A 4399-nucleotide genomic window follows, 5' to 3' on the forward strand; every position below is an offset into this window, starting at 1 on the left:
AGGATCGCCGCAGCGGTATCGACGTCAACCACTTCGGCCAGCGCCGGCAGTTCTGACCACAGTTTGGCCACGTCGAAGACTTCATTGAGGACGAAGCGCATGTCGCGCAAGGGGGCTTTGTAGTCAGACATGATTGGTTTACTCAGACAATGTGAGGGCATTCACCATGCCCTGATCTATTAATCGGAATGTCAGCCTTGCAGGCTTGCACCCAGGACTCGCAACGGAACTACCGTTTTGCTATCTGCGGCAGCTGGCGGCTGCTTGAGAACGCCAGACAAGGAGCCTAAGACGATCCCATTGATCACTTCTTGCCTCTGTGCCGGGTTCAGGCCGGATCGATCCAGCCAGGTCGGCAGATTGTTCAGCCAGGAAACGACACCCTGCATCGTTGCCTGGAGCACCGGCATGGAACCTGTTGCACCCGCTTCCAGGAGGCGCCGGACGAGTTTCTCCTCATAGCGCTTGCGCAACTGCCGGATCTGCTCCTGGTGTTGCGGCGAGAGACAACGGAACTCCTGCTCGGCCATCAGAAAATGCAGGCGACGACGCTCGTGCAGGGCGATATGTGCCCGCAGCAATCCCTGGAGGCGGCCGTAGGCGTTGCCCTTCTCTGTCAGCACAGCGGCTTCGAGCAGATCCTCATAGAGCTCCTCGATCACTTCGAACAGCAGCTTCTCCTTGCTCTCGAAATGGTGGTAGAACGAGCCCGCGGCGATACCCAGATGAAGGGCCAGCTCGCGCATACCCACCTGAGCGAAACCACGCTCGGCGAACAGTTCGAGCGCTTTGGTGCGGATCTGCTCGAGGCGCGAGACTGGCTCTTCGCCAGAAGCTGAATATCGCTCCTCGGTCGAAGGGCTGGCGATCAGGCGTTTGGTATTCATATCAACTGGTACCTCGAGCAGAACAATGGCCGACATGCGCGACTTGGAGCGGTGCTGGCCTATCCATGCCCGGCTGCGGCTCAGTTATAGCGATGGAATCCCTGACCGCTCTTGCGGCCAAGACGGCCCGCAGCCACCAGCTCCTTCAGCAAGGGTGCAGGGCGGTACTTGGGATCTCCGAACCCCTCCTGGAAGGATTCGAGTATCGCCAGGAGGGTATCCAGGCCGATCAGGTCAGCCAGGGCCAATGGGCCCATCGGTTGACCGCAGCCAAGCTTCATCCCGGTATCGATATCCTCGGCACTGGCCAAACCTTCCTGCAGGGTGAAAATGGCCTCGTTGATCATTGGCACCAGGATGCGGTTGACCACGAACCCTGGCCTGTTTCCGGCCGTTATCGCCGTCTTGCCGATCCGCGTGGCGAATTCCATGGTCCGGGCATAGGAGGCGTCTGCCGTTTGCAAACCGCGGATCACCTCGACCAAGGTCATCACCGGCACGGGATTGAAGAAATGCAGCCCGATGAAGCGTTCCGGATGACTGACCTGGGCCGCCAGCTGGCTGATGGACAGCGACGAGGTGTTACTGGCGATGATCGTGTCCGCGCTGACCTGTTCAGCGGCCTGCTTCAGGATGTGCAGTTTCAACTCCAGGCTCTCGGTCGCCGCCTCTATCACAAGGGCGGCCCCGCTCAGCTCGCAATAGTCGGAACTGGTACTGATTCGGCCCAGAGCGGCAACGCGCTCCTCCTCGCTCAGAACGCCCTTCTGAATTTGACGGTCGAGGCTGTTGCCGATGGTCGCGATGGCTTTTTCCAGCGCGGCTCCGGAAATATCGACCAATGTCACCGGCAGGCCAGCAACCGCGCATACCTGTGCAATACCGCTCCCCATGATGCCCGCGCCAATCACGCCAATACGTTCGCTGCTCATACTCAACCCATCCCCGCTCGATTCAGACGCGCTCGAAGATAGCGGCAATGCCCTGGCCGCCGCCGATGCACATGGTCGCCAAGGCGTAACGGCCCTGGATTCGGTGCAACTCGTGGATCGCCTTGGTGACGATGATTGAGCCCGTCGCCCCGACCGGATGGCCGAGGGAGATACCCGAGCCATTCGGATTGACCTTGGCCGGGTCGAAGTCGAGTTCACGGGCGACAGCACAAGCCTGGGCGGCAAAGGCTTCGTTCGACTCGATCACATCCAGGTCGGAAACCTTCAGGCCTGCGCGCTGCAATGCCAAACGGGTGGCCGGAATCGGCCCCAAGCCCATCAACTCAGGCTCGACGCCGGCATGGGCATAGCTCACCAGACGGGCCAACGGACGCAGGTTGTCGGACTTGATCGCCGCCCCCGTGGCCATGACCACCGCCGATGCGCCGTCGTTGAGACCAGAAGCGTTACCGGCAGTCACCGTGCCGTCCTTCTTGAACGCTGTCTTCATACCGGCCAATTGCTCGAGCGACGTTTCAGCTCGTACATGCTCATCGACCTCGAACAGCTGCGTACCTTTTCGCGTCTTGACCTCGACCGGGACGATCTGGCCGAGGAAATGCCCGTCAGCAATCGCTCGCGCCGCACGCTTCTGGCTCTCCAGCGCCAGTGCGTCCTGCGCCTCGCGACTGATACCGAGGCGCTCGGAGATGTTTTCGGCGGTAATGCCCATATGAATGCGGTGGAACGGGTCATGCAGGATGCCAAGCATGTAATCGATGGCCTGCATATCCCCGAGGCGACCACCCCAGCGAGCACCGGGAATCAGGTAAGGACCGCGACTCATGGATTCGACACCGCCGCCGATGGCGATTTCGGTTTCACCCAGCAGCAGGCTCTGCGCTGCGGAGATGATCGCCTGCAGTCCGGAACCGCAGAGGCGATTGACGTTGAACGCAGGCGTCTCCTTGGGGATACCGGCATTCATTGCGGCGACCCGAGCAATATAGGCATCCTGCGGCTCGGTCGGAATGACATTGCCCATCACCACATGCCCAACGCGCTCGGCGGCACAACCGCTACGCTGCAAGGCAGCACTGACCGCAGTCGTGGCCAACTGGGACGGCGGAGTATCCTTGAGCGAACCGCCGAAGGAACCGATTGCAGTTCTGACAGCGCTGACGATATAGACTTCGGGGTTGGGCATAGGAGACTCCGGTGACATTGGGATCCAACTGGTGCGACTGATTGGCGTCCGGCGTGAACGCCGGGGCGGCACACTGGTCGCGCACGGATCAGTCTAGAGTCGCGATGGTTCGCGGCCTATGCCGAAAATGACGAGTTTGGCTGATGTTTTTTGCAACCCCTGGCGGGGAACCCGCCATGAGCGAGAGCGATGCAAGAGAAGGATTCGGTGTCCCTGTATTTTGTTCAGGCAGCGCTTTATGGGCTGCGCGGGCAACCAGAGCGTATTGAAGCTGTATTGGCCGAGGCGGGAATCCCCGAAGAACAGCTGACTGACAGTTCTACCCGGGTGGCGGCTACGGCGTTCGCCAAATTGTGGCTGGCCGTCGCACGCGAACTGGATGACGAATTTCTTGGCCATGACTCGCACGGCATGCCGACCGGCAGTTTTGCCCTGATCTGCCGAGGGCTGATCCAGGCAACCAGCCTTGGACAGGCACTGCGCCAGTGCCTGAGCGGCCTTCGGCTGTTCCTCAGGGATATCCAGGGCAGCCTCTCCGTGCGCGGCGATCGTGCAGTGATCACGGTGCAGAACAAACGGGACGACCCGTACGTGCGCTGCATCGCCGAGGAGACCTTCCTGACGGTGGTGCTTGGCCTGCTGTGCTGGCTTGCAGGACGACGCATTCCGATCGACCGCTCGCAATTCCGCCACCCCCGCCCCGCCCATGGCGACGATCACCTGTTCTGGGGGCCGAACCTGACCTATGAGGCCATGCAGACGGAAATCGAGTTCGATGCCAGTTACCTCGATCTACCCGTGGTGCAGGACCAGGCTTCGCTCAAGGAATTCCTGCGCACCTCACCGCAATGGTTGATCGTACGTTTCAGCAATCGAGAGGGGCTCAGTAACCAGGTCTACAAGCAGCTCCGGCATTGCCGTTATGAGCAATGGCCTACATTGGCCGAGATGGCGGAAGAACGAGGCTTGAGCATCGCCAGCTTCCGCCGCCAACTCCAGCGTGAGGGTTTTTCCTTCCAGGAGCTCAAGGACGAGGTACGCAAGACCACCGCCTTCGAGTGCCTGCGAAACACGGACTTGAGCATCGTGGCCATAGCCGAGAAAGCCGGCTTCCGAGAAGCGAGTGCTTTTCACCGCGCCTTCAAGCAGTGGACCGGAGAGAGCCCCGGTCACTACCGATCGAAATGGCAAGGGAACGCCTGACGCTCCCCTGGCCGGTCACCCCCGATGCCGCCCACGGAAGAACTCGATCAGGCCCTGGGTCGAGCCATCTTCGGCGGCCGCGTCTTCCTGGCCGACCAGCCGCGAGTAGACACCCTTGCCCAGCTCCTTGCCCAGTTCGACGCCCCACTGGTCGAAGGCGTTGATGCCCC

General features: G+C 60.9%; 6 protein-coding genes. 1 reads left to right on the top strand and 5 read right to left on the bottom strand.

Features of this window, described 5'->3' with window-relative positions; genetic code table 11:
- The 4 genes from J7302_RS26115 to J7302_RS26130 all read right to left on the bottom strand — a co-directional run.
- Positions 1 to 131, bottom strand: a 131-nt coding sequence (locus J7302_RS26115; protein ID WP_215381736.1) for an acyl-CoA dehydrogenase N-terminal domain-containing protein, incomplete at its 3' end; no start/stop codon positions are given.
- Positions 132 to 191: 60 nt separating this feature from the next.
- Positions 192 to 887, bottom strand: a complete 696-nt coding sequence (locus J7302_RS26120; protein WP_215381723.1) for a TetR/AcrR family transcriptional regulator — start codon at positions 885 to 887, stop codon at positions 192 to 194.
- An 80-nt stretch (positions 888 to 967) separates the two neighbouring features.
- On the bottom strand, positions 968 to 1819 hold the full coding sequence (locus tag J7302_RS26125) for a 3-hydroxybutyryl-CoA dehydrogenase (RefSeq protein ID WP_215381726.1): 852 nt from the start codon (positions 1817 to 1819) through the stop codon (positions 968 to 970).
- Positions 1820 to 1841: 22 nt separating this feature from the next.
- Positions 1842 to 3026 (bottom strand): acetyl-CoA C-acyltransferase family protein, encoded by a 1185-nt coding sequence (locus J7302_RS26130; RefSeq protein ID WP_215381730.1) that lies wholly within the window; start codon positions 3024 to 3026, stop codon positions 1842 to 1844.
- A 189-nt stretch (positions 3027 to 3215) separates the two neighbouring features.
- On the opposite strand from J7302_RS26130, the gene J7302_RS26135 reads away from it, so the two are divergent.
- Positions 3216 to 4229, top strand: coding sequence for an AraC family transcriptional regulator (locus J7302_RS26135; RefSeq protein WP_215381733.1), 1014 nt, complete (start codon positions 3216 to 3218; stop codon positions 4227 to 4229).
- Positions 4230 to 4244: 15 nt separating this feature from the next.
- Here the strand turns inward: J7302_RS26135 and J7302_RS26140 are convergent.
- Positions 4245 to 4399: hypothetical protein (locus J7302_RS26140; RefSeq protein ID WP_215381740.1), on the bottom strand; the 155-nt coding region annotated here is incomplete at its 5' end.

Origin of the sequence: Metapseudomonas boanensis (assembly GCF_018704125.1) — a bacterium.
GTDB lineage: Bacteria > Pseudomonadota > Gammaproteobacteria > Pseudomonadales > Pseudomonadaceae > Metapseudomonas > Metapseudomonas boanensis.

Excerpts from the sequence above, each read along its gene's own strand:
- J7302_RS26120 (WP_215381723.1), bottom strand. The coding sequence starts at position 887 with ATGAATACCAAACGCCTGATCGCCAGCCCTTCGACCGAGGAGCGATAT.
- J7302_RS26125 (WP_215381726.1), bottom strand. The coding sequence starts at position 1,819 with ATGAGCAGCGAACGTATTGGCGTGATTGGCGCGGGCATCATGGGGAGC.
- J7302_RS26130 (WP_215381730.1), bottom strand. The coding sequence starts at position 3,026 with ATGCCCAACCCCGAAGTCTATATCGTCAGCGCTGTCAGAACTGCAATC.
- J7302_RS26135 (WP_215381733.1), top strand. The coding sequence starts at position 3,216 with ATGCAAGAGAAGGATTCGGTGTCCCTGTATTTTGTTCAGGCAGCGCTT.